Below are 22,250 nucleotides of genomic sequence, written 5' to 3'. Positions count from 1 at the left end.
GTTCCACCGCTCGAGCTTTGCCATAAGCGTTGCCGTTTCGTCGTCTTCGTCGGATACTCCCCGGCGAGGGCGGCGTGGTGAAACTCGTGGTGCAATGATCGTGTCCCATCGATCGACCTGGATGCGCGGCCTCGCGGTCGCCCTGATCGGGGCGCAGGCCGCCGCCTGCGCGTCGCTGCCGCGCGCGCCCTACACGGCCGCGGAGGCCGCCATCGCCACCGTGCCGGGCCAGGCCCCCGAGGTGCGGTTCTGGGCCGACGGCTCGGCCCGCAGCTTCGCCGCGGTCGCCGACCAGGTGAAGGGCTCGCGCGAGCCGTTCAGCTACCTCGCCCTCTCGGGCGGCGGCGGCGACGGGGCCTACGGCGCCGGCGTGCTCAACGGCTGGAGCCAGACCGGCCGGCGGCCGAACTTCACCATGGTCTCGGGCGTCTCGACCGGCGCGCTCATCGCGCCCTTCGCCTTCCTGGGCCCCGCCTATGACGGGTACCTGCGCGAGATCTACACCAGCGGCGAGGCCGCTACGCTCGTTCGCTCGCCCAACCCCCTCAACGTGCTGACCGGCGACGGCCTGTTCGGCGACGCGCGCCTGCGCGACCTCGTCGGGCGCTACGTCACCCCGGACCTGATCGCGGCGGTGGCCGAGGAGCATAACAAGGGACGGCGCCTCCTCGTCGTCACCACCAACCTCGATTCGCAGCGCGCCGTGATCTGGGACATGGGCGCCATCGCGGCGAGCGGCCAGCCCAACGCCCGCGACCTCTTCCGCGACGTGCTGACCGCCTCGGCCAGCGTGCCGGCGGTCTTCCCGCCGATGCTGATCGACGCCCAGGCCGGCAACCACGCCTTCCAGGAGATGCATGTCGACGGCTCGGTGGTGACCCCGGTCTTCACCCTGCCGGAGGCCTTCCTGACCCAGGATGGGCGCATCGCCGAGAGCCGCGGCAAGCCCAACATCTACGTCGTCATCAACGGCCGCATCGAGCCGAGCTTCGACCTCGTCCAGAACGGCACCCTGCCGATCGCCGTGCGCTCGCTCTCGACCGTCGGGCGCTCCCGCGCACGGGCCACACTCGCCAGCACCTACGCCTTCGCCCGCCGCAACGGCATGGGCTTCAACCTGACCTACATCGACCGGCGCATTCCGGAGGTCCCGGCCTCGCAGGGCTTCGACACCGCCTACATGCGCAAGCTCTACGACGACGGATACCAGAAGGGCAGCAGCGGCACGGTGTGGCAGACGAACCTGCCGCGCGACGGCGAGCCGGCGGTGCCCGCGCTGGCGCTGCGGTAACGCGAACGACGGGGGGAGTTACCGTGGCGGGCGAACTGGACGGCAAGGTCGCGGCGGTCACCGGCGCGGCGTCGGGCATCGGGCTCGCGAGCGCCGAGGCGATGCTGGCGGCGGGTGCCCGCGTGGTCCTCGTCGACCGGGACGAGGCGGCGCTCGCCGGCCTGTGCGCCCGGCACGGCGCGGCGGCGCTCGCGCTGCCCCTCGACCTCCTCGATCCCGCCGCCTGCGCCGGTCTGCTGCCGCGGATCCTGGACGCCGCCGGCCGGCTCGACATCCTGCACGCCAACGCGGGCACGTACGTCGGCGGCGACCTCGTGGACAACGAGTCGGCGGCGATCGACCGGATGCTGAATCTCAACGTCAACGTCGTGATGAAGAACGTCCACGACGTGCTGCCGCACATGATCGCGCGCGGCTCGGGCGACATCATCTTGACGAGTTCGCTCGCCGCCCACTACCCGACGCCGTGGGAGCCGGTCTACGCCTCGTCGAAATGGGCGATCAACTGCTTCGTCCAGACGACCCGCCGGCAGGTGTTCAAGCACGGCATCCGCGTCGGCGCGATCTCGCCCGGCCCGGTCGTCACCGCGCTCCTCGCCGACTGGCCGCCCGAGAAGCTGGCGGAGGCCCGCGCCTCCGGCAGCCTGCTTGAGCCAGAGGAGGTGGCGAACGTGGTGATGTTCATGCTGACGCGCCCGCGCGGCATGACCATCCGCGACGTGGTGATGCTGCCGACGAACTTCGATCTGTGATCGCCGCCCCGGGGTTGGGGCCGCACTTGCCGATTGCTGTGCGAAGCTAGTCAGCTGCGAGCCTGTCTGTTTGATTGTGACTGGCCAACGCCGACAGCGATCTTCAGATATCCTACCCTATCACCTCATCCTGAGGTGGCAGGGTAGGATAGTCTCAGTTACATCAATTTTTTCTCAAACAGGCTCTGATATTTTTCTCATCGCCGGAACGTTATACCCATTCGGCAGCCTCACCCTGGGATGCCGAACCGGATCGGCCGTTTGTCTCCCGAAGCGGTATCGCGCCCGTCCGGCAACGCTGACTCACTCCCCAGAGCCGTACCAGGTGAAGTGCTTCTTGATCGGTGCGATCACGTCCCAGGTTCCGGAGAAGCCCTTCGGCGTGACGAAGGCGTCGCCGGCCCGGTAGGTGCGGGCGGTGCCCTCGGCGTCGGTGACGATCACCTCGCCCTCCAGGATCTGGATGAACTCGGCCCGGCCGAAATCGATGCGGAACTTGCCGATCGCGCAGGTCCAGATGCCGGCGGCGAACAGGCCGTCGGGGCTGGTGTAGATATAGGTCGCGGTCTGGACCGGATCGCCCGACAGGATGTGCGAGCGCGGCCAGGCATAGGGCTCGGCCGGCGGCTGCACCGCCGGGAAGTCGACGGTGCGCTGCACCGGGCCGTCGAGGAGCGGCGGGGCGGAGCGCGATCGGAACGGGATCATCCGCGCGAGCGGCATCGCACCGAGATAGGCCAGGAGCGGCCCGGAGGTGGTGATGAGCTGCTTGATGATCGCCATGGCCTCGCCGCCGATTGTTTCCGCTCCAGCAACATTGGGCCAGGCAGCCTTAACGGCGACCTGCGACGATCGTGCGAATCCGCCCGAATGCCGCCGGGGCGGCATGGAGCGGTTAAGGAAGTCCTTTCGCGATCAGCGTGGCATCGCGTGTCGTCTCCCGGCTCACATCGCGCCATCACGACCCTGCGAGGTGCGGGAATAACCCCGCGACATCGTCTGCCGGTCGCTGGCGCCGGCCCGCGGAGACGCTTTAAGTCATGGCGGGGTGCAGGGTCGAAGCCATGTTTTCCGTCTCGGCAAGGGTGCGGCCGGTGGCCCGGGTGCTCTCGCTGGCGCTGCTCCTTGCGGGCGGGGCCGTCGGCGCGCCCGCCGCGCGTCCCGCCTCCGGCTCCCTGGCCTGGCCGGCCGGGCACGGTCTCGTCGACCAGACCGGCGCCGTGCTCGACGAGGCCCGCTTCGCCGGGCGCCTGCGCCTGGTCTATTTCGGCTACACGCGCTGCCCGGACCTGTGCCCGACCGCGCTGATGACCGTGACCCAGGCCCTCGACGAGTTGCCCCCCGCCCTGCTGGCCCGGTTGGTGCCGGTGCTGGTCGCGGCCGATCCCGAGCGCGACGGTCCCGCGGCGCTCGCCCGCTACCTCGACACCTTCCATCCCGCCATCGTGGCGGTGACCGGCCCTGTCGCGGTGATCGACGCCCTCGCGGCCGCGGTCGCGGCCCCGATCCGGCGTCACGACGGGGTGGTGGACCATCCGGGCGACCTCTTCCTCGTCGGCCCGGCGGGCGACGTGATGGCGCGGCTGCCGAACGGGATCGACCCGGACGCCCTGGCCGCGACGCTCCGGGCGGCCCTGGCCCGCTGACGCGCTCTATTGCATTGCACAAGTCGCTCTCGCGTCGCACCAAGTAGAGCGTGCGTCGCGCCACGTCGAAACGACGACATCCCGACACGAAGCGGGTTGACGCCCGCACCCTGTCGGCTACTCATAGGTGAAATTAGAAAAACATAAGAACGTGTAACGGGAGGAAAGATGGCTCGTGAGGGGCAGCGCGCGCCCGGTCTCGACCGGCGCAGCGTCGTGATGGGAGCCGTTGCCTGCTGCGCGGCCGGGGGCGCCGCCTTCGCGGGGCCGGAGGACACGCTGCCGCAGAAGGGCGACCGGCTGGTGCTGGCCGACGGGGCGAAGGCGGGGCAGGCCGTGACGCTCGACGGCCTGCCGGTCGGCGGCGAACTCATCGAGGCGGTGGCGGTCGATCCGCAGGGCGTCCGGCGCGAGGGCTCGCGCTTTTCCAAGATCATCCTGGTGCGGGTCGCCCCCGATCAGGTCGCCGAGGACCAGCGCGCCCACGCGGTCGAGGGCGTCGTGGCGCTCTCTGGCGTCTGCACGCACCAGGGCTGCACCATCTCGGGCTGGAACCACGAGACGAAGCGCCTGAGCTGCTTCTGCCACCATTCCGAGTTCCTGCCCGCCGAGGGCGGACGGGTCGCCAAGGGGCCGGCGCGCAAGCGCCTGCCGGTCCTGCCGCTGGCCAGGGGCGAGGGCGGCGCGCTCATGGTGGCCGGCGGCTTCATCGGCAAGCCGGGGCCGGGCGCCGCCTGAGCGGGTTCGAGGCGGCGCCCGCGCCGCCTCGCGATGAGAACGGCAGCGCCGCCGCGCTGTCCGACCCTAGACGAGGACGGCAACCCTGTCGGTCCTCGCCGAGGAGAGACCGGGGCTCGCGCAGCAACGACGCGGGTCCGGACAATCAATCGGGCAAAAGCACCGAGATCGAGGAAATGCCGGGCCGGCCCCTGCCCGTCCCCGTCTGTCAGGAGAGCAGCATGTCACGTCTCGTTCGGGCCAGGCACTGGCTCACCGCGGTCGCGCCCTGTGCGGTGGCCCTCGCGCTCGCCGGTGCGCCGGCCAAGGCCGGCCCGGCCGACAAGGTCGACTACAAGCCGGTCACCGACCAGCGGCTCGCGAATCCCGAGCCGGAGAACTGGCTGCAATACCGAGGCAACTACCAGAGCTGGGGCTATTCCCCGCTCGACCAGATCACCGCCAAGAACGTCACCAAGCTCGTCCCGGCCTGGAGCCTGTCGACCGGCGTCAGCGAAGGCCACCAGGCCCCGCCGATCGTCAACAACGGGGTGATGTTCGTCACAACCCCGCAGGCCCAGGTGATGGCGATCAACGCCCGCACCGGCGAGATCCTGTGGCGCTACCAGAAGGAGCTGCCGCCGGAGCTGTCCCAGCTCCATCCGACCAACCGCGGCGTCGGGCTCTACGGCGACAGCGTCTACATGACCACCACCGATGCCTGCGTGGTCGCGCTCGGCGCCACCACCGGCAAGGTGAAGTGGGAGAAGTGCGTCGCCCCCTGGCAGGACGGCTACTACATGACGCTCTCGCCGCTGGTGGCCAAGGGCAAGGTCGTCGTCGGCGTCTCCGGCGGCGAGTACGGCGTGCGCGGCTTCATCACGGCGCTCGACGCCGAGACCGGCCACGAGGCCTGGAAGACCTACACGGTCGCCGGCCCCGGCGACCCGGCGGCCGACACCTGGAAGGGCGATTCCTGGAAGACCGGCGGCGGCTCGGTCTGGATCCAGGGCAGCTACGACCCGGCCGCCAACCTCGCCTATTTCGGCACCGGCAACGGCGGGCCCTGGACGCCGGACGCGCGGCCGGGCGACAACCTCTACACCTCGTCGGTCGTCGCGCTCGACCTCGACAGCGGCAAGATCAAGGGCCACCACCAGTATCACTGGAACGACGCCTGGGACTGGGACGAGGTCTCGGCGCCGGTGCTGATCGACATCGAGCGCGACGGCAGGAAGATCCCCGCCGCGATCCATGCCGGCCGCAACGGCTACCTCTGGACGCTCGAGCGCAGCAAGGACGGGCCGTTGAGCTTCGTCGACGGCAAGCCGTTCGTGCACCAGGACGTCTTCGCCTCGCTCGATCCGAAGACCGGCCGGCCGACCTACGACCAGTCCAAGATCCCGGGCATCAACCGGCGCGCCGCCTTCTGCCCCGGCCTGTGGGGCGGGAAGGACTGGCCACCGGAGGCCTACAACCCGAAGACCGGGCTGTTCTACATCCCGTCCAACGACAACCTGTGCTCGGAGCTGGCCGGCGCCCAGGCCGGCACACGCAAGCCGGGCGAACTTTATATCGGCATCCCGATCGACGAGGTGCTGAACTCGCTGCGCCTGCGCGACGGGGTCGACAAGTCGAAGCCCTTCGCCATCGGGGCGATCCAGGCCTGGGATCCGAAGACCGGCAAGAAGGCCTGGCAGCACGACTTCCAGGATTCGGCGAACTGGGGGCCGCTGCTCACCACCGGCAGCGGGCTGATCTTCGCCGGCGGCACCAGCGACCGGAAGTTCCGGGCGCTCGACGGCACCACCGGCAAGGTGCTGTGGGAGACGCGGCTCAATTCCGGAGTCACCGGCGTGCCGTCGAGCTACATGGTCGACGGGATCCAGTACGTCGCGGTCCAGGCCGGCTGGGGCGTCGACGCCGAGCGGATGCTGACCGGCATCAACGCGCTCATCCCCGAGGAGCGCCGGGTCAGCGTCCTGCCGCAGGGCGGGGTGATCTGGGTCTTCCGGGTGATGGGCGAGGAGGCGACGGCCAAGTGACCCGCCGCTCGGCGAAGCCGGGGCTGCGTCTCGCCGCCCTGGCGCTCGTGGCCGGCCTCTTCGCGGGGCCGGCCGCGGCGCAGCCCGCACCGGAGGCGACGGCCGGGAGCGGCGCTCCCCTCCCCGCCCGACCCGACGCCCTCGTCGCCTACGTGACGAAGGCCATGACCGACCACGACATCGCCGCCTTCGAGCGGCTGGTGAACTGGACCGGCACAAGGGCGCAGCGCAAGCGCCTGACGCTCTACCAGATCCGCTCCGGCTTCGGCCGGCCGATCAAGGCCGCGGCCCTGGAGCCGATGCCGGAGGACGGCCTCGCCGAGGCGACCGCCCGCGGCACGCTCAAGGCCAACATGCCCGTGACCGAGCGGCTGCGGGTGGTGTTCGACGAGCCGCCGGTCGAGGGCGACGCCGCCCCCACCAGCGTGTTCCTGGTCGGCCGCGAGGGCGGGACCTACCGGATCGCCCTCCTGGTTCCGACCGGGCCGCCGAGGGGCAAATGATCTTGGGCAAATGATCTTGGGCAAATGATCTTGGGCAAATGATCTTACAGGCCGCAGAGCACACGGCATGACATTTCACGTGCGGCGCTTCCCACTCCCGACCTCATCCTGAGGTGTCAGTCGATTGAAGATCGACTGACCTTGAAGGAGGGCTCCAGAAGTCTCGGCGAGACCTGGAACCCTCCTTCGAGGCTGCCGCAAGCGGCAGCACCTCAGGATGAGGCCGCAGGTGGGACAACCATCACCGCGATTTTCGCGCTCCTGTCGTGCAGCGTGCCTTCAAACGCATGCTCCGGGCTGCCCGGAAAATGTCCACGCTTGACCCCAGCCCCCGGGTGGCGCAAGCGTTTGGAATTATAATTCCACCGCCCGAGGGATTCGGCCATGGACTTCACGCTCTCTCCCCGCATCGAGGAGTACCGCGCCCGCATCGCGGCCTTCGTCGAGAGCGAGATCCTGCCCGTCGAGGCCGACCGGAGCACCTGGGACGAGCACGAGAATATCGGACCCGAGGCCCTGGCGCGTTTACGCGCCAAGGCCAAGGCCGCCGGCCTGTGGTGCCTGCAGCTCAAGCCCGAGACCGGCGGCCAGGGGCTCGGCAAGGTCGGCATGGCGGCCTGCTACACCGAGATGAACCGCTCGATCTTCGGGCCTGTGGTGTTCAACTCCGCCGCCCCCGACGACGGCAACATGATGGTGCTGGAAGCGCTGGGCACGCCCGAGCAGAAGGCGCGCTGGCTCGCGCCCATCGTCTCCGGGGAGGTGCGCTCGGCCTTCGCGATGACCGAGCCGCATCCCGGCGGCGGCTCCGACCCGTCGATGATCAAGACCCGCGCCGAGCGCCAGCCGGACGGCTCGTGGCGGATCTCGGGCCGCAAGTGGTACATCACCGGCGCCGAGGACGCGGCCCACTTCATCCTGATCGCCCGGACCTCCGACGATCCGCGCTACGGGCTCACCGCCTTCCTGTTCCACCGCGACCAGCCGGGCTGGGAGATCGTCCGCCGCATCCCGATCATGGGGCCGGAGGAGCATGGCGGCCATTGCGAGCTCGCCTTCGACGGCTTGACCATCAAGCCCGAGGACGTGCTCGGCGGCGAGGGCAAGGGCCTGAAGGTGACGCAGGTCCGCTTGGGGCCCGCCCGCCTCACCCACTGCATGCGCTGGCTCGGGCTCGCCGGCCGCTGCGTCGAGATCGCGCAAGAATATGCCGCCACCCGCGAGGGCTTCGGCGTGCGCCTCGCCGAGCGCGAGAGCGTGCAGCTGATGCTCGGCGGCCTCGCCATGGATATCGAGATCGGCCGGCTCCTGGTGATGCGCGCCGCCTGGGAGCTCGACCAGGGCCGGTTCGCCCGCAAAGAGGTGTCGATGGCGAAGGTGCACGTCGCCAACACCCTGCACCGGGCGGCCGATATCGGCATCCAGATCAACGGCGCCCGCGGCTACTCGAAGGACACGGTGCTGGAGTGGATCTACCGCTACGCCCGCCAGGCCCGGCTGGTGGACGGCGCCGACGAGGTCCACCGCATGGTGCTGAACCGGCACCTCGAATCGGAGGGCCGCGGCTTCTTCGCCTGGCCGACTGGGGAGGCGTGAGGTCCAAGGTCTGAGACTCCCTTCGGGCGGAGGTCTGCTAAGGGTCTCCGCCCCCGGTCCCGTTCGAGCCGCCCGATGCCCGCCCTCCATCCCGACGTCCAGGCCCTGCTGGCGATGCTGCGCGCTGCCGACGCGCAGCCCCTCGAATCGCTGCCACCCGAGGCGGCGCGGCGCAGCTATCTCGCCGGGCGCCGGGCCCTGCAGCCGCCACCGGACGAGGTGGCGCAGATCCGCGACCTCGCCGCGCCCTCCCCGGCCGGGCCGGTGCCGCTGCGGCTCTATCGCGGCGAGGGCACGGCGCCGGAGGAGCGGCTGCCCTGCCTCGTCTACCTGCACGGCGGCGGCTGGGTGCTCGGCAACGTCGAATCGCACGACTGGGTCTGCCGGCGGCTCGCCAACCTGACGCGCGCCAGCGTGATCTCGGTCGATTACCGGCTCGCCCCCGAGCATCCCTTCCCGGCGGCGGTCGAGGACGCGGCGGCGGCGCTCGCCTTCGTGGTCGAGCGGGCGGAGGGGCTCGGCGTCGATCCGGCCCGGCTGGCGGTGGGCGGCGACAGCGCCGGGGGCAACCTCGCGGCGGTGCTGGCCCTGATGGGCCGCGACGGCGCCCTGCCGCGCACCGCGATGCAGGTGCTGCTCTACCCCGCCGTCGATCTCGCGATGACCAGCGAGGGCTACGAGCGCATCGTCGCGGGCCAGCCCCTGACGGCCGGCACGATGCGCTACTTCGTCGACCATTACGTGCCGGAGATCCGCGACCGCACCGACTGGCGCGCCTCGCCGGCCCGCGCCGCCAGCCTCGCCGGGACGGCGCCGGCCCTGGTGCTGACCTGCGGCCACGACCCGCTCTGCGAGGAGGCGCGGGCCTACGCCCACCGCCTCGAGCGCGACGGCGTGCCGGTCACGGCGCTGCACCTCTCCGACCAGACCCACGGCATCCTGACCATGAGCCGGCTGGTGCGGACCTCGGCGACGATCCTGAGCTTCGTGGCCGAGGCCCTGCTGGAGCGCTGGAGCCTGGAGGGCGGCCGCGGGGCGCGCTGACGGGCGCGCACCCGCGGCCCGCACAGGCAGGGCCCGCCCGCCGGCCGGATCACCGGCCGGGCGTCGGGATGGTCACGGCGCGTCGTCGGGCGGCGCCTCGCCGGCGCCGATCGCCTCGACCAGGCTGATGATGCGGCGGCGGACCTGGTTGTCGCCGATGCGCTGGAAGGCGCGCACGAGCTGCAGGTCCTGGCTGGTCCAGAGCACGTCGTGGGCGACGGGATCGGCCGCGGCCTCGGCCCCGCCCTCCTCGCTCCGCATGCCGTCCTGGCGCGGCGCGCCCTCGTAGAAGAAGCTCACCGGCACGCCCAGCATCTCGGAGATCTGGTTCAACCGGCTGGCGCTGATACGGTTGGCGCCCTTCTCGTATTTCTGGATCTGCTGGAACGTCACCCCGAGGGCGTCGCCGAGCCGTTCCTGGCTCACGCCAATCAGGAGCCGCCGAACACGTACACGATGCCCGACATGCCGATCGACCGGATCCGGTGCCTTCTTCACAATAACGCTCCGCGGGACTGGCCGGATGCGCGGCGGACCCGCGCCACGACGGCCAGCGACAGGCACCCTAGGAGCATGGCACAGAAAAGAACATCACCGAATCGTCCGTATGGCGGGCTTTCCCTAAGGTTCCTGGGCAGCGGCCGGTCGAGCACGCCCTCGGTCCCGACCGACAACATGCCGGTCACCCGGCCATACGGGTCCACGACCGCGCTGATGCCGGTGTTCGCGGCCCGCACGAGAGGAATACCCTCCTCTACCGCGCGCAGCCGCGCCTGGGCGAAGTGCTGGCGCGGACCCGGCGTGTCGCCGAACCAGCCGTCATTGGTGACGTTGAGGAGCAACCCCGGACGCTCGCGGTGCGGCGCGACCGCTCCGGGAAAGATCGCCTCGTAGCAGATCGAGGGCGCCACCGGCGGCAGCCCCGGCACGGCGAGGGGGAGGCGCTCCTGCGCCTCGCCCGGGGTGAAGCCGCCCGGCACCGCGACGAACTGCTTGAGGCCCAAAGCCCGCAACAGGCCGTCGACCGGGTCCGGCAGATACTCGCCGAAGGGCACGAGGTGGAGCTTGTCGTAGCCCCCGCCGACGATCCCGTCCTGCCCGATCATCAGGATGGAGTTGTAGAAGCGCAGGCGTTCGCCCGGCAGCGGCTCGTCGGCCCGGGCCGCGCCGGTGACGAGGAGCGTCCCGGGCGGCAGCGCGCTCCCGATCCGGCGCAGCGCCTGGGGATCGCGCTGGATCAGGAACGGGAACGAGGATTCGGGCCAGATCACGTGGGTGACGTCGCGCAGGCCCTGGCGGTCCGGCGCGGTGGCGCTGTCGCTCAAGCCCAGATAGCGCTCGAGGATGCCCTCGCGGTTGCGCGGGTTGAAGCGGGCATCCTGCGGGATGGCGGCCTGGACGAGGCGCAGGCGCACGCCAGGCACCTCCGGCATCGGGCCGGAGGGCAGCCGCAGCGCGCCCCCGAGGGCGAGGCCTGCGAGCAGCAGGAGCGCGGCGCCGGGCGGCCCGAGCCGCCGCAGCGCCGCGCGCCCCGGACCGCCCGGATCGGCCAGCGTGGCGGGCGCGGCGCAGATCAGCACCGCCAGAACGGTGAGCCCGTAGAGGCCGACGACCGAGGCGGCCTGCATCAGCCAGAGGTTCTGGCCGAGCGCCATGCCGAGGGTGTTCCACGGAAACCCGGTGAACAGGTGCCCGCGCAGCCACTCGGCGCCACCGATGCCGAAGGCGAGCGCGGCGATGCGGGCGGGCCCCGGCGACCAGAGCAGGCGCGCGACGGCGAACCCCGCGCCGTAGAACAGTCCCAGCGCCGCCGGCAGGCCGAGCACGCCGAGCGGCATCAGGTAGGCGAACTGGTCGGCCTCGACCAGGAAGGCGGCGCCGAGCCACCACAGCCCGGCCGTGAGGTAGCCGAAGCCCCAGGCCCAGCCGATCACGCCCGCGGCGAGCGCCGTGCCAGCCCGCCTGCCGAGGCGCGAGGAGGCGGTGGCGGCTCCGTCGAGGAGCCAGACCGCCGGGACGAGCGCGAGGCAGAGGGCGGGCAGGAACCCGAAGGGCGGCATCGCCAGGGCGCCGCAGGCCCCCGCGAGCCAGGCGAGGCCGAGCCGCACCCAGCCGGAGGTCAGGGCGACGCGGTGGGCGAGCGGCGTGAGGCCGAAGGGCGTCGCCGGGACGGCGCGGGCCGCCCCGTTCGTGTCGGTGTGCTGCATCGGCGGGCTCGCGAGGGCGCGCGCGGCGCCGCACGGGCGCCGCGGGAGAGGGTCAGGCGGCGGAATCCGCCCGGAGGCCGGCCTCGGCGCCGGGGGGCGGCAGGGCGAGCGGCGCCTCCGGTCCCTCGAGCCGGGCGAGGCCGCGATGCATGCGCAGGCGCTTGATCCGCCGCGGGTCGGCGTCCAGCACCTCGACCTCGAAATCGCCCGGCATGGCGATGACCTCGCCCCTCGCGGGCACGCGGCCCGCCAGGGTGACGATCAGGCCGCCCAGCGTATCGACCTCGTCGGCCGCCTCGCCCACCGCCGCCGCGAGGTCGACGCCGGTCGCCTCGGCGACGTCGTCGAGGCTGGCGCGGGCGTCGGCGACGAAGATCTCGCTCTCGCCGTCGACCTTGAGGACGCGGTGGCCCTCGGCGACGTCGTGCTCGTCCTCGATGTCGCCGACCACGACCTCGATCAGGTCCTCGATCGAGATCAGGCCGTCGGTGCCGCCGTACTCGTCGATGACGAGCGCCATGTGGGTGCGGCTCGCCTGCATCCGGGCGAGCAGGTCGATCGCCGGCATGGACGGCGGCACGAACAGCACCGGGCGCAGGATGCGGGTGGTGGCGAGCGTCGCCGCGAGGTCGACCCCGGCGAGGTCGGGCAGGCGGTCGCCCTCGGCTTCGGCCCGGCTCGCCATGTAGTCGACGAAGTCTCGGATGTGGACCATGCCGCGGGGGTCGTCCATGCTCTCGCCGTAGACCGGCAGGCGGGAATGGCCGGCCGAGCGGAACACCTTGAGCAGGGTGCCGAGCGCGGTGTCGATCGAGACCGCCACCACCTCGGACCGGGGGATCATCACGTCGTCGACCCGCACCCGGTGGAGGCTCAGCACGTTCTTGAGCATCGCCTGCTCGACCGGGGAGACGGCGTGGTCGCCGTTCCGCACCTCGTCGAGGGCGTCCGAGAGGCCGTCGCGCTGGGCGTCGCGGGCCTTCAGGTGGAAGATGTTGAGGAGGCGATCATACCAGGGTTCGCGCCCCGGACTGTCATCCTCCGGGATCGCCTGCGCGGTCGCGGCGGCGCTGCGACTTCGATCGTTGCTCATGTCTCTCGCGTCTGGGATGGGAGCGGCGGCTCACTCGGCCGCATCGCCGTACGGGTCCGGCACGCCGAGGCGCCGCAGGGCCTCGACCTCCAACGCCTCCATGGCGTCGGCCTCGGCATCGCCGAGCTCGTGGTCGTGACCGAGGAGGTGCAGCGTGCCATGAACCACGAGGTGGGCGAGGTGGTGGCCGAGGGGCTTCGACTGCTCCCCACTCTCGCGCAGCATTGTGTCATACGCAAGAACCACGTCGCCGAGGAGGCGCGGGCCGCCGCCATGCGGCTGCTCGTTGGGGAAGGACAGCACGTTGGTCGGCTTGTCCTTGCCCCGCCAGGCGCGGTTCAGCTCCTGCACCGAGGGGTCGTCGGTGAGCACGAGGCTGATCTCGATCGGGCCGCCGGGCGGCACGACGGCGAGCGCCGCTTCCACCGCACGGGCGATGAAGGCCTCGAGATCGGGCGCGACGGCCTCCCAGCGCTCGTCCTCGACCGAGACGTCGATTTCGTTGTCGCTCACGGCAGCGGCCCCCGGCGCGAGGGGCTCGGCCGCTGGGGCGCGACCTCCGGGTTCTCCCGGGCATCGGTCTCGTAGGCCGTGACGATCCGGCGCACGAGGTCGTGCCGCACCACGTCGACGTCGCGGAAGGTGACCCGGCCGACGCCCTCGACGCCGTCGAGGATCCGCACCGCCTCGACGAGGCCGGATTTCTGGCCCGGCGGCAGGTCGATCTGGCTCGGATCGCCGGTGACGATCATCCGGGAATTCTCGCCGAGCCGGGTCAGGAACATCTTCATCTGCATCGAGGTGGTGTTCTGCGCCTCGTCGAGGAGCACCACCGCGTTGGTGAGGGTCCGCCCGCGCATGAAGGCGAGCGGCGCGATCTCGATCATGCCGGTCTGCAAGCCGCGATCGACGTGGCGCGCCTCCATGAAGTCGTAGAGGGCGTCGTAGATCGGCCGCAAGTAGGGATCGACCTTCTCGCGCATGTCGCCGGGCAGGAAGCCCAGCCGCTCGCCGGCCTCGACCGCAGGGCGCGACAGGATCAGCCGCTCGGCATGGCCCTGCTCGAGGAGCGAGACCGCGTAGCCGACCGCGAGCCAGGTCTTGCCGGTGCCGGCCGGGCCTTCCGCGAAGACCAGCTCGTGGGCGCGCAACGCCTTGATGTAGGCGTCCTGCGCGGCGTTGCGGGCCCGCACGCCGCCGCGGCGGCGGGTGGCGATCTGGTCGAAGGACGGGCGCTCGCCGTTCGCCGGCGCCTCGGCGGGCGAGAACAGGTTGCCCTGGAGCGAGGATTCCTGGATCACCCCGTCGACGTCGCCGAGGCTGAGCGGCGCCCCGCCTCCGTCGCGGACGCGGGCGTAGAGCAGTTCCAGCACCCGGCGCGCGCGCTCGGCCGAATCCGGCGGGCCCTTGACCACGACGTGGTTGCCGAGCGCGGTCGCCACCACGCCGAGGCGCCGCTCCAGATGGGCGACGTTCTGGTCGAACTGGCCGAAGACCAGGCTCGCCAGGCGGTTGTCGTCGAAGGTCAGGGCGATCTCGGCCGCCTCGCTCAGGCCCGCCACCGCCCGCGGGGGGATCTCGCGCTCGCGCGCGGGATCGCGCCCCTTCGGGCCGCGCCCGCCCGCCTCTCCGGTCGCCATTCTGTCGTTCCTCACGCGGCGGCCGTCGCGGCCGCGGCAGCTTCGCCGATCGCCTCGCCGAACAGGCTGTTCGAGCCGGCCCGGGTGATCCGCACCGGCACCACCGTGCCGATCGCCGCGACGTCGCCGTCGATCTGCACCGCCTGGAGGTAGGGCGACTTGCCGGCGACCTGGCCCGGATGGCGCCCGGGCTTCTCGAGCAGCACCGGCACGGTCCGGCCCACCGTGGCGTGGTTGAAGTCCTGGCGCTGGCGCTCGAGCAAGGCCTGCAGCTCGGCCAGGCGCTCGCTCTTCACCGCCTCCGGCACCGCGTCCTCGCTCTCGGCCGCCGGCGTGCCGGGGCGCGGGCTGTACTTGAACGAGAAGGCGCTGGCGAAACCGATATCGGCGATGAGCCGCATCGTCTCGGCGTGGTCGGCATCGGTCTCGCCCGGGAAGCCGACGATGAAGTCGGAGGAGAGCGCGATGTCGGGCCGCGCCGTCCGCACCCGGTCTATCAGGCGGCGGTAGGTGTCGGCGTCGTGCTTGCGGTTCATCGCCGCGAGGATCCGGTCGGAGCCCGACTGCACCGGCAGGTGCAGGTAGGGCATCAGGGCCGGCAGGTCGCGATGGGCCGCGATCAGCGCCTCGTCCATGTCGCGCGGATGGCTCGTGGTGTAGCGCAGGCGCAGGACGCCGGGAATCGCGGCGACGCGGCGGAGCAACTCGCCGAGCGTCCAGTCGCGCCCGTCGGGCCCCGGCCCGTGGAAGGCGTTGACGTTCTGGCCGATCAGGGTCAGCTCGCGGGCGCCCGCCGCCGCCAGCCGCTCGGCCTCGGCCACGATCTTGTCGACCGCGCGCGAGACCTCGGCCCCGCGGGTATAGGGCACGACGCAGAAGGCGCAGAACTTGTCGCAGCCCTCCTGCACCGTGAGGAAGGCCGAGACGCCGGGGGTGCGGCGCGCCGGCAGATGGTCGAACTTGTCCTCGACCGGGAATTCGGTGTCGACGACGCGGCTGGCCTTCGAGGCGGCGAGCAGTTGCGGCAGGCGGTGGTAGCTCTGGGGGCCCACCACCACGTCGACGCCGGGCGCGCGGTTCAGGATCTCGCGCCCCTCGGCCTGCGCGACGCAGCCCGCCACCACCACCGTGGTGTCCTGGCCGGCCTCCGCCCGCTCGCCCTTCAGCACCCGCAGGCGGCCGAGCTCGGAATAGACCTTCTCCGCCGCCTTCTCGCGGATGTGGCAGGTGTTGAGGACGACGACGTCGGCCTCCTCGACGGTGCCGGTCTCGACGAAGCCCTCGCGGCCGAGCAGGTCGACCATCCGCGAGGCGTCGTAGACGTTCATCTGGCAGCCGTAGGATTTGACGAACGCTTTCTTCAACGAACCGGCCCTGCCAGGAAAAGATCGAGTGGATGATCGGACGCGGCGGCCGCCCACTGCGGGCCGTCCTCCGTCATTTAAGCCGTCGCGGCCGGAATGAGAATAGGCGGCGCGGCCGCGACGGGCGGGGCATCGGCGCGCGGAGTTTCTGGAACCGGCGGGCGGCCGGTCACCGCCTCCTGGAGGGCGCGTCGCACCGAGGCCTCGGCGAGCGCCGTCGCGGCCTTGCGGTCGGTGCCGGCCGCGAACGCGACCGGCTCGCCCCAGGTGACCGACACGTCGATCGGGCCGCGTTCGAAGAACAGCTTGACGCTGGGGCCGAGCTCCATGTCGCCGTACCAGGCGATGTCCGGCCGCTCGGCCCGGGTCAGCGGCAGGCCGTGGCGGCGCGTATAGGCGATGCACAGGGGCTGGAGCCGCACCCGGTCGAGGCCGCCCTCGGTGATCGCCGCCCGCGCCGCGCCGACGAGCGAGGTGCGGAACGGCAGGAGCCGTGTGCCGTCGCCGGTGGTGCCCTCGGCAAACAGGACGATCAGGTCGCCGGCGCGCAGCCGCCGGCTCATCTCGGTGTTGACCACCGCCGTATGGCGCTTGCGGGCGCGATCGATGAACACCGTGCGCTGCAGCCGGGCGAGCGTGCCGATCACCGGCCAGCCGGCGATCTCGGACTTCGCCACGAAGGAGAGCGGCCGCACCGCCCCGAGCACCGGAATGTCGAGCCAGGAGATGTGGTTGGCGATGACGAGCGCCGCCTCGCCCGGCGCCGGCGGCGTGCCGGTCACGGTCAGGCGCACCTGGAACAGGCGGAGGAAGGCCCGGTGCAGCCAGACCGGTGCGTGGCCGGCGAACCGCCCCCGCCCGAGCTTCAGGGCCAGCCAGTGCGGCCCGGCGAGGAGCGCGAAGACGAGGGCGTAGGCGAGGAGCCGCAGGCCGGCGACGAGATACGTCATGGGTTCGACGGCGGGGCGCTCGGCACGGGGGAAACGTCTTGCGGTGAGGTTCGAGCCGCATATCAAGTCCGGCCGGGAGCGTCCACCGCCCGGGCTGCTCCGCCGCCGGCAGGGCTGACCGGGGAAGGAGATGGCGCGGGTATTCCCTCTCCCCGCCCACGGCTATCGCATCCACAGGTCTCGGTCCGAGCGATGCCCCCGTCGGAGGTCCCGCCCCTCCCCCTTGTGGGGAGGGGAAGGCGCGAACATTCACGAAGGGTTGGCTCCGAGGAGATGCGTGTATCCGGATAGCCGCCCGCGGGCAGAGGGAAAACCCGCGCCATTCTTTTCCCGGATCGCGCGTCGACCCGCAGCCCCTACCCCAGCGCCGCCTGCATCATGATCGCGTTGGCGCGCCCGCCGTCGGGCCGGGCGTAGTAGCTCGCCCGGCGGCCGGTCTCGGCAAAGCCGTGGCGGCGGTAGAGGGCGAGCGCCGGGGCGTTGCCGTCGTCGACCTCGAGGTGGACCCGGCGCACGCCCAAATCCTCCAGGGCGACGAGGTGGGCGCGCAGGAGCTGGCGGCTCAGGCCGGCGCCGCGGGAGGCCGGCCCGAGGACGACGGTGAGGATCTCGGCCTCGTCGAGCACCTGGCGCGAGAGGACGAAGCCGCCGAGCACCGTGCCGAGCATCAGGGCGTGGGCGACGTGGCCGCGCTCGCACAGCATGCGCTCGAACTCGTCCGCCTCCCAGGGCCGCGCGAAGGCGGTGGCGTGGAGCGCCGCCAGCTCCCCGGCCCGGTCGGCCGAAGTCAGGGGCGCGACATGGGCGGTCGGGGGGGAGCGGAACGGCATCCACTTCATCGGAAAAACTCCGTCAGCGGCGGGGAAGCCGCATGTGGTCCTGGGGCTGGGCGTCCGGCCCCCGCAGGTAGAGGGGGCGGGCAAGGGCGTGGGCAGGGTCGGCGACGAGGCCCAGCGACGCCACCCAGGCGATCTGCGGGGCGGTGTGGCCCTCGGGCACGACGGCGCGCTGACCCTGCGCGGCGGCGGCGGCCGCGAGCGCCGGGCCGGCCGAGCCGGCGAGCGCCGCGGGACCGGATCCGAGGAGGCGCAGCGCCTCGGACAGCGGCAGCAGGCTCGGAGGCACCGCGATGCCGCCGTCCTGGCTCAGAGCCTGGAAATAGACGTGGCCGTGCCGCGCATCGATGGCGGCGGCGAGCAGGTAGCCCCGGCCGAGGTAATCCTCGTCCGCGGCGAGCAGCGGCGCCAGCAGCGCCGACAGGGTGGTGACGCCGACGACCGGGATGCCGCAGGCCAGCCCCACGGCGCGCGCCGCCGACAGGCCGACGCGCAGGCCGGTATAGGAGCCAGGGCCCACCGTGACGGCGACCCGGTCCAGGCTCTCGAACCCGCCCTCGACCCGGGCCGTCACCCGCTCGACCAGGGGCAGGAGCGCCTCAGCATGGCCGCGCGCGAGATCCATGCTCTCCTGGGCCAGGGGCTCGGGAGCGTCGTCCGCCATGATGCAGGCGGCGCAGCGCTCGAGCGCCGTATCGATCGCCAGGATCCGCACGTCTCTTCAGGCTCCGCCCTCGTTCCCGCCCGCGGTTCCGTCGTCGCGGCCGGGCCCGTACCGCCGGCCGCGCCGGGCCGGTCGTCGGCCCGCCGCTTCAGTCCCAGCCTGGCACGGACAGGTTAACACAAGAAGGACCGCCCCGCGTCAGGCGGGGCGGCCCGGTCCGGTTCAGCCTTTAGATCATCCGGGGGGCCCGAGGAACCGTCCGGGCGGCGCAAATGCGCCGCGCGGAGATACCCTCGCCTCCCCCGGCGGACCGCACCCGCTTCAGGAGACGGCCTGAACCTCGCGCACGTCGGGCAGGAAGTGGCGGAAGAGGTTCTGCACGCCCTGGCGCAGGGTGGCGGTGGAGGACGGGCAGCCCGAGCATGCGCCCTTCATCTCAAGGTAGACCACGCCGTCGCGAAAGCCCCGGAAGGTGATGTCGCCGCCGTCGCCCGCCACCGCCGGGCGCACCCGGGTCTCGAGCAGGTCCTTGATGGTCACGACCGTGTCGGCGTCGGCCTCGTCGTAGAACTCCTCCGCCGCCTCCTCGGGGGCGTGGCCGGCCTCCATGACCGGAGCGCCCGACATGAAGTGCTCCATGATGGCGCCGAGCACCGCGGGCTTGACCTGCGGCCAGCCGGGCTCGCCCTCGGCCTTCGTCACCGAGATGAAGTCGTGGCCGAGATAGACGCCGGACACGCCCTCGACGCCGAACAGCGCGCGGGCGAGGGGCGAGCGGGCCGCGGCACCCTCGTCCCGGGCCTCGAAGGTCCCCTCTTGCAGCACGACCTTGCCGGGCAGGAACTTCAGGGTGGCGGGGTTGGGGGTGGCTTCGGTCTGGATGAACATCGGTGATCCTCGAAAAGTTCTCTGCGCCGGTTCAAGGCCGGCCGGGAACGGCGCGGGGCGGTCGGGCGCCCCCTCGCCTGCCGGCAGATGTGGACCCGAACGCGCCAAAGCTCAATGGAGGGGCCTCATCCGGCGAGCGCCGTGATTTCCGCCTCGCTGAGCGCGCCCGGCACGATCACCACCGGCACCGGGAAGCTGCCGGCGCTGCGCCCGGCGATCGAGGTGACCAGCGGGCCCGGCCCGTCGGTGCCGGCGGCGGCACCCAGCACCAGGAAGGCGATGTCCTCGTCGGCCTCGATCTGTCGCAGGATCGCGTCCGCGCGCTCGCCGGTGCGCACCACGAGTTCGGGATCGACGCCCGCGGCCTGGCGCGCCGAGGCCGCCAGGACCTCCAGACGGGCCCGGGTCTCGGCCTCGGCCTCGGCCCGCATCGCGTCGCCGACCCCGAGCCACTCCATCGTCTCGGGCGGCTCGGCCACCGCCAGCATCACCACCCGGGCGCCGAGCCGGGCGGCCCGCCGCACCGCGAAATGCACCGCCCGGTCGCATTCCGGCGTCTCGTCGACCAGCACCATGAACTTGAGCCGATGCCCGGCCTCGAAGGATTGCCGCCGCTTGATCTCGACCATGTCCGGACGCGCTCCCACCGACCGATGCTGCCCGCGCCGTGCGCCGGCCGCAAGCCGCCCCGCGCGGACGCCCGGCGAACCGGGGCCCGGTGCGACCCGGGATGCGCGCACCCGACCGAACCATCCGAATGCGACGCGATACCGCAGGCAGGCCCCGGAACCATTTCGGACACGATGCCGACGCGATTGAATTGTCCGAGAGACAGATCGCACCCGTTCGCGTGATCGATTGCACATGGGGCAGGCATCCCGCGAGCATTTTCGGCACGACTTCGATGTCAATTCGTCGCCCGCGGAACCAGAGGCTGATTTTTACTCACGGTTGCAAGAGACTTCCGCCGAAGAACGATGTAACGCTCTGGTGAGCTTCGGTGTCGTAGCCTATCGTCCGACCGGCCTGCTGCCGGACCCATGACGTTGGACGAATGGCCTAGGCCGGCGGTGCCCGGGCGGGAGAGATTGGTGCTTGCTCAAGACTTCATGGCCTTCCACGAGGCGTCCCGCCGCAACGGCATCATCCTGTCGTTCGGCGGCGACCTGTCCGAGAACGTCCTGTTCTCCCTCGGCGAGGTGCTGAAGCTGCGCATGCAGCAGGGCGCCGCCGACGCCACGGTGTCGAAGCGGGTCTTCTCGATCTTCGTCGAGCAGGCCCAGAACGTGATCCGCTACTCCGCCGACAAGCTCGTGCCGCCGGGCGCCCCCCAGGGCGGGATGGTGAGCGCCGGCCTGATCGTGGTCGGCGTCGAAGGCGGGCGCTTCTTCGTCGCCTGCGGCAACGAGGTGCCGGGCGAGCACGTCCCGGCCCTGCGCGCCCGGCTCGACCACATCGTCGGGCTGTCGGGCGAGGAGCTGAAGCACTACTACCGCGAGCGGCTGCGCCAGCCCGCCGACGAGGGCAGCCTCGGCGGCAGCATCGGGCTGATCGAGATCGCCCGGCGCTCGAGCGCCCCGGTCGAGTACGACTTCCAGGCCCGCGGCGACGACCGCAGCTTCTTCTGCCTCAAAGCCTTCATCTGAAGCACCCGACGATGGACCGGATCCAGATCCCCGCCACCAGCCGCTCGCCGCTGGTCGACTTCGACTTCCCCGCCGGCCGCCTGACCTTGCGCGGCGAATCCTATCCCGAGGACGCCGCCGCCTTCTACGGCCCGCTGCTCCAGGCCCTGCGCGGCCATCTGGAGGACGGCGACGGCCCGCTGACCTTCGAGGTCGCCCTGTCGTACTTCAACTCGTCGAGCGCCAAGGCCTTGATGAACCTGTTCATGCCGCTCGAGGACGCCGCCGAGGAGGGCCGCGACGTGACGGTCCGCTGGCTCTACGCCGAGGGCGACGACACCATCGCGGAGGCCGGCGAGGATTTCGCCGCCGACTTCTCGCACGCCCGGTTCGAGATGGTGCAGGAGACGGCGGCATGACCAAAGGCGTGACGGGCAGGCCGGCTCCCGAGCCCGCGGCGATGACGGACGGCGACGTCCCCCCGGAGCCCGAGGCGCATCCCCCGGAGGGCGGGCGCGACGAGCCGCGCGGGCGCAAGCGCGCCGGCAACGTCTTCAGCCTGTTCGACAACGAGGAGGCCGTCCTCGACCGGACCGAGGTGATGCTGACCCAGCTCGCCGCGGTGGCGGACGGGGTCAAGGTGCTGGCCGAGGCCTATCGCCGGGGCTACCGCGAGCAGCGCCGGCTGGTGCGCCTGAGCGACCGGATGCAGGCCGACCTGCAGAACGCCAACAAGCGCCTGGCCGAGCAGCAGCGCGACCTGCAATCCCTGAACGCCGCGCTGTCGGGCGAGATCGAGACCAGCGCCCGCCTGGAGGCGGAGCTGCGCCGCCTCGCCGATACCGACCCGCTGACCGGGGCCCTGGCCCGCCGGCGCTTCCTCGAGGTCTGCGCCCGGGACTGGCGGCGGCGCGACGACCAGGCGGCCTGCCTGCTGATGCTCGACCTCGACCGGTTCAAGCTCGTCAACGACAGCCACGGCCACGCCGCGGGCGACGCGGCGCTGATCGCCTTCGTCACCGCCTGCCGCTCGGCCCTGCGCTCCCTCGACACGATCGGGCGGCTCGGCGGCGAGGAATTCGCGGTGCTGCTCGTCGGGACGGGGATCGAGGACGGGGCGGCGGTGGCCGAGCGGATCCGCGCCGCCGTGGCGGCGATGCCGGTCGCGGCCGAGGCCGGGCCGATCGGCATCACGGTCAGCATCGGGCTCGCCGCCGCCGGGCCCGGGGAGACCCTGCAGGACGCGATGCGCCGGGCCGACGCGGCGCTGTACGCCGCCAAGCACGGCGGCCGCAACCGGGTGGAGCTGGCCCCAGCGGTCACGGCGGCGACCGCCCGGTGAGCGGCGAGACCCTCGACGCGGCCGCTCCGGGCAGCCCCCGCCGCGGC

The 22,250-nt window shown here is 71.9% G+C and carries 23 protein-coding genes; 11 read left to right on the top strand and 12 right to left on the bottom strand.

Annotated features, from left to right (window positions below; all coding sequences use genetic code 11):
• The first annotated feature begins 94 nt into the window (after positions 1-94).
• Positions 95-1,291, top strand: a complete 1,197-nt coding sequence (locus HPY23_RS05200) for a patatin-like phospholipase family protein (protein WP_175539993.1) — start codon at positions 95-97, stop codon at positions 1,289-1,291.
• A gap of 23 nt (positions 1,292-1,314) precedes the next feature.
• Positions 1,315-2,043, top strand: a complete 729-nt coding sequence (locus HPY23_RS05195; protein ID WP_091887846.1) for an SDR family oxidoreductase — start codon at positions 1,315-1,317, stop codon at positions 2,041-2,043.
• A gap of 303 nt (positions 2,044-2,346) precedes the next feature.
• On the opposite strand, the gene HPY23_RS05190 is transcribed toward HPY23_RS05195, so the two are convergent.
• Positions 2,347-2,826 (bottom strand): cupin domain-containing protein, encoded by a 480-nt coding sequence (locus tag HPY23_RS05190; RefSeq protein WP_091887848.1) that lies wholly within the window; start codon positions 2,824-2,826, stop codon positions 2,347-2,349.
• Between the two features lie 281 nt (positions 2,827-3,107).
• Here HPY23_RS05190 and HPY23_RS05185 point away from each other — a divergent pair, with 281 nt between their 5' ends.
• The 6 genes from HPY23_RS05185 (at position 3,108) to HPY23_RS05160 (ending at position 9,594) form a co-directional block, all read left to right on the top strand.
• Positions 3,108-3,689, top strand: coding sequence for an SCO family protein (locus HPY23_RS05185; protein ID WP_175539994.1), 582 nt, complete (start codon positions 3,108-3,110; stop codon positions 3,687-3,689).
• A 168-nt stretch (positions 3,690-3,857) separates the two neighbouring features.
• Positions 3,858-4,427, top strand: a complete 570-nt coding sequence (locus HPY23_RS05180; RefSeq protein ID WP_063920147.1) for a QcrA and Rieske domain-containing protein — start codon at positions 3,858-3,860, stop codon at positions 4,425-4,427.
• A gap of 221 nt (positions 4,428-4,648) precedes the next feature.
• Positions 4,649-6,451 (top strand): PQQ-dependent dehydrogenase, methanol/ethanol family, encoded by a 1,803-nt coding sequence (locus HPY23_RS05175; RefSeq protein ID WP_091887852.1) that lies wholly within the window; start codon positions 4,649-4,651, stop codon positions 6,449-6,451.
• Complete coding sequence (locus HPY23_RS05170; RefSeq protein WP_060849951.1) at positions 6,448-6,954, top strand: hypothetical protein; 507 nt, start codon at positions 6,448-6,450, stop codon at positions 6,952-6,954. The genes HPY23_RS05175 and HPY23_RS05170 overlap by 4 nt, the downstream gene beginning before the upstream one ends.
• Before the next feature lie 384 nt (positions 6,955-7,338).
• Positions 7,339-8,550, top strand: a complete 1,212-nt coding sequence (locus tag HPY23_RS05165; protein WP_060849950.1) for an acyl-CoA dehydrogenase family protein — start codon at positions 7,339-7,341, stop codon at positions 8,548-8,550.
• Between the two features lie 75 nt (positions 8,551-8,625).
• Positions 8,626-9,594 (top strand): alpha/beta hydrolase, encoded by a 969-nt coding sequence (locus HPY23_RS05160; RefSeq protein WP_091887854.1) that lies wholly within the window; start codon positions 8,626-8,628, stop codon positions 9,592-9,594.
• 72 nt (positions 9,595-9,666) lie between these two features.
• Here the strand turns inward: HPY23_RS05160 and HPY23_RS05155 are convergent, their stop codons facing one another.
• From HPY23_RS05155 to HPY23_RS05105, 11 genes are all read right to left on the bottom strand, one after another.
• On the bottom strand, positions 9,667-10,092 hold the full coding sequence (locus HPY23_RS05155; protein ID WP_060849948.1) for a helix-turn-helix domain-containing protein: 426 nt from the start codon (positions 10,090-10,092) through the stop codon (positions 9,667-9,669).
• Complete coding sequence (gene lnt, locus HPY23_RS05150) at positions 10,089-11,801, bottom strand: apolipoprotein N-acyltransferase (RefSeq protein WP_200602097.1); 1,713 nt, start codon at positions 11,799-11,801, stop codon at positions 10,089-10,091. The genes HPY23_RS05155 and lnt overlap by 4 nt, the downstream gene beginning before the upstream one ends.
• A 52-nt stretch (positions 11,802-11,853) precedes the next feature.
• Positions 11,854-12,894 (bottom strand): hemolysin family protein, encoded by a 1,041-nt coding sequence (locus HPY23_RS05145; RefSeq protein WP_091887858.1) that lies wholly within the window; start codon positions 12,892-12,894, stop codon positions 11,854-11,856.
• A 30-nt stretch (positions 12,895-12,924) separates the two neighbouring features.
• Positions 12,925-13,407: an rRNA maturation RNase YbeY gene (gene ybeY, locus HPY23_RS05140; RefSeq protein ID WP_060849945.1), complete on the bottom strand. Its 483-nt coding sequence runs from the start codon at positions 13,405-13,407 to the stop codon at positions 12,925-12,927.
• Positions 13,404-14,534: a PhoH family protein gene (locus HPY23_RS05135; RefSeq protein ID WP_091887860.1), complete on the bottom strand. Its 1,131-nt coding sequence runs from the start codon at positions 14,532-14,534 to the stop codon at positions 13,404-13,406. Before HPY23_RS05135 ends, ybeY begins: the two co-directional genes overlap by 4 nt.
• 11 nt (positions 14,535-14,545) lie before the next feature.
• Positions 14,546-15,898: a tRNA (N6-isopentenyl adenosine(37)-C2)-methylthiotransferase MiaB gene (miaB, locus tag HPY23_RS05130; protein ID WP_091887861.1), complete on the bottom strand. Its 1,353-nt coding sequence runs from the start codon at positions 15,896-15,898 to the stop codon at positions 14,546-14,548.
• A gap of 77 nt (positions 15,899-15,975) precedes the next feature.
• Positions 15,976-16,848: a lysophospholipid acyltransferase family protein gene (locus HPY23_RS05125; protein WP_060849942.1), complete on the bottom strand. Its 873-nt coding sequence runs from the start codon at positions 16,846-16,848 to the stop codon at positions 15,976-15,978.
• Positions 16,849-17,204: 356 nt separating this feature from the next.
• Entirely contained in the window at positions 17,205-17,687 is a 483-nt protein-coding gene (locus HPY23_RS05120) for a GNAT family N-acetyltransferase (RefSeq protein ID WP_060849941.1), read from the bottom strand.
• 13 nt (positions 17,688-17,700) lie between these two features.
• A complete protein-coding gene (gene tsaB, locus HPY23_RS05115) occupies positions 17,701-18,399 on the bottom strand; it encodes a tRNA (adenosine(37)-N6)-threonylcarbamoyltransferase complex dimerization subunit type 1 TsaB (protein WP_060849940.1) in 699 nt (232 codons plus the stop codon).
• Positions 18,400-18,669: 270 nt separating this feature from the next.
• Positions 18,670-19,236, bottom strand: coding sequence for a NifU family protein (locus HPY23_RS05110; protein ID WP_060849939.1), 567 nt, complete (start codon positions 19,234-19,236; stop codon positions 18,670-18,672).
• Positions 19,237-19,361: 125 nt separating this feature from the next.
• A complete protein-coding gene (locus HPY23_RS05105; protein WP_060849938.1) occupies positions 19,362-19,865 on the bottom strand; it encodes a universal stress protein in 504 nt (167 codons plus the stop codon).
• A 462-nt stretch (positions 19,866-20,327) separates the two neighbouring features.
• Between HPY23_RS05105 and HPY23_RS05100 the strand changes: the two genes are divergently transcribed.
• From HPY23_RS05100 to HPY23_RS05090, 3 genes are read left to right on the top strand one after another with little or no spacing between them, the layout of a single operon-like run.
• Positions 20,328-20,882, top strand: a complete 555-nt coding sequence (locus tag HPY23_RS05100; protein WP_060849937.1) for a SiaB family protein kinase — start codon at positions 20,328-20,330, stop codon at positions 20,880-20,882.
• Between the two features lie 11 nt (positions 20,883-20,893).
• On the top strand, positions 20,894-21,280 hold the full coding sequence (locus HPY23_RS05095) for a DUF1987 domain-containing protein (RefSeq protein WP_060849936.1): 387 nt from the start codon (positions 20,894-20,896) through the stop codon (positions 21,278-21,280).
• On the top strand, positions 21,277-22,203 hold the full coding sequence (locus HPY23_RS05090) for a GGDEF domain-containing protein (protein ID WP_236012973.1): 927 nt from the start codon (positions 21,277-21,279) through the stop codon (positions 22,201-22,203). The genes HPY23_RS05095 and HPY23_RS05090 overlap by 4 nt, the downstream gene beginning before the upstream one ends.
• Positions 22,204-22,250 lie beyond the last annotated feature (47 nt).

This window comes from Methylobacterium ajmalii, assembly GCF_016613415.1.
Taxonomy (GTDB): domain Bacteria; phylum Pseudomonadota; class Alphaproteobacteria; order Rhizobiales; family Beijerinckiaceae; genus Methylobacterium; species Methylobacterium ajmalii.
Note: the sequence above shows the minus strand (reverse complement) of the source record. Positions and strands in the feature narration are given on the sequence as shown.